This window comes from Streptomyces sp. H39-C1, from assembly GCF_027158125.1.
Taxonomy (GTDB): domain Bacteria; phylum Actinomycetota; class Actinomycetes; order Streptomycetales; family Streptomycetaceae; genus Actinacidiphila; species Actinacidiphila fildesensis.
In genome coordinates this window covers 1-2,219 of record NZ_JAPVLS010000228.1, presented here as the reverse complement: position 1 = coordinate 2,219, position 2,219 = coordinate 1, and the positions used below count along the sequence as shown (strand labels likewise).

Genomic DNA, 2,219 nt, shown 5'->3' with positions numbered 1-2,219 from the left:
CTGCCAGCCCCCTCCGCCGCCCGAATCGACCAAGCATCAGAGTGCCGAGCAGCATGTCTCACCGCATCAGCAACTGTCCCTTTTCATCCGTACGAGGCTGGGGACGTTCACGTGTACCCCGACACGTCTCCCAGCGGTGGCTGCGCGACCTGCTGTGGGACCACATCGCCGATGTGCTGCGCTCGCCGTCATGCCCGCGCAGCGCCCAGCCGGTGGACTACCAACGCCGCGCGGGCGCTGAGCTGAGCGCGTTCCTGGAGGCCGAAGCCCCAGACGGCGGCCACGATCCGAGGGCGCTGCGCGAAGAGCATGCCCACCGCTTCGTCGCGGACCTGCGCAACCGTGAACGTCTCGGCCTTGCCTTCCGCGGCCAGGCCCGCCTGGACGGCAAGAAGTCGAGGGTCACCGAGAACATGCGCCGGATGATGCTCAACTACGGCCGGGCCGTGCTGCGCGGCGCCCTGGACAACGGCAGCGCCGAGCAGATCGGATTGAACCGCGCCTTCATTACCGCCGTGCCGGTCGGCGGCCCGGGCACGCCCCGCCGCCGCAACCCCTTCCCCGACGAGGTCGCCCGCGCTCTCGCGGACGAGAGCAACCTGCTGCAACTCGCCGAAGACCACGACCCGCACGACCGCGGCCTGCGGGATATGTGGGAGGCCATCATCATCACCGGCCGACGCGCCAACGAGGTCATCCAGCTCCACCTGGACTGCATCGGCCGCTACGGCGGGCTGCCCGTGCTCTGGCACGACCAGACCAAGGTCGGCAACCTGAACGCGGCCATCCGCATCCCCGACCGGCTCATGGACCGGCTTGAGGAACGCCGCCGCAAGACCCTGGCCCACTTCGCCGACCGCCACGCCGGCCGCGCGCCCACCCCCGCCGAGCGCGTCCACCTGGCCCTGTTCCCCACCGACATGCTCAACTCGGACGGCCGTCGCGCCCTGTCCTACACCTGGTTCCATACCGGCCTGCGCAACTGGATCACCGACCTCGACCTGGGCGGTCACTACGTCGCCCACCAAGCCCGGCATACCCTGGCAACCCGGCTGCTGCGGGCCGGGGCGAGCCTGACGCACATCCGCCGGTATATGGGGCAGGTCAGTGACCGAATGGCGGAGCATTATGTCCACCTGACCCAGTCCGACCTCGACGACGTCCTCCAACGTGTCTGGGTCGCCGGCCCCGGCACCGCCAACCCCGGTGAACTCATCACCGAGGGCGCCGCTCCACTCACCCGCGAGCAGGCCCAGGCCCTGGCGATCGACCTGTCGCGCCGCAGCACCCCGGCCGAGGGCGGGTTCTGCACCTTCCAGCCCGTCGTCGAGGGCGGCGCCTGCCCCTGGAACCTGAACTGCCACAACTGCGACAAGTTCGTCCTGTCCGGCGCCGACCTCCTCTATTGGCGGCGCAAGCGCGAGCAGTGGCGGCTGCTGGCCGAGGGCGCCCCCGACGACGCCACCGCCGACTACCTCCACCGCTACTTCGAACCCACCGCCCGCGCCATCGACGGCCTGGAGAGCGCCCTGGCCGGCCTTGGCCTCCTTGACGACGCCCTCGCCCTGGACCTGCGCAAACCCCAGGACTACTTCCACCGCGTTTGGTCCACCGCCTTCCGCGCCGCCGACCTCGCCGAGGCCGCCGGTGACGAACAGGAGCAATGCGCGTGACCACCACCGTCCCCGATCCACGCACGGCCGCCGCCCTGACCGCCCGTCGCCGCAGCACCGACGCCGCCCTCGGACGGGTCCGCGACGCCATCGCCCGGCTCCGCCGCGAGAAGACCCAGGTCAGCGTCTCCGCGGTCGCCCGCCGCGCGAACGTTTCCCGCACCTTCCTCTACGGCCACCCCGACGCCAGGGCCGCGGTCGCCGCCGCGATGGCCGAAGCGGGCGAACGACGGACCCAGATGGTCACCGACCAGGACGAGGCACGCGAGGCGACCTGGCGCGAGCGGGCCCTGAACGCCGAGAATGCCCTCAAAGCCGCCCACGCCGAGATCCTCGCCCAACGCACCCGCATCGGTGAACTCCTGGGACAGGTCCGCGACTTGGAAGCCGAATGGACCCAAGTGTGGACGGTCACTGATTTCGGCTCTGTCGCTGATCTTGTGCTTGGTGGTCAGGTCCGGTGCAAGATCCGCTTGCGTAGAAGGTCGAAGTTCGCACGCCCGTATCCGGCCCGCTTGATGAGCTTGACTCTCGTGTTCTGTCCCT

At 70.1% G+C, this 2,219-nt stretch carries 2 protein-coding genes; both read left to right on the top strand.

Annotation, left to right across the window (positions count from 1 at the left end):
• Positions 1 to 53 precede the first annotated feature (53 nt).
• Complete coding sequence (locus O3W51_RS47815) at positions 54 to 1,673, top strand: tyrosine-type recombinase/integrase (protein ID WP_269290352.1); 1,620 nt, start codon at positions 54 to 56, stop codon at positions 1,671 to 1,673.
• Positions 1,670 to 2,219 (top strand): DUF6262 family protein (locus O3W51_RS49215; protein ID WP_443048434.1); only part of this gene is annotated, 550 nt, incomplete at its 3' end. The genes O3W51_RS47815 and O3W51_RS49215, both read left to right, overlap by 4 nt.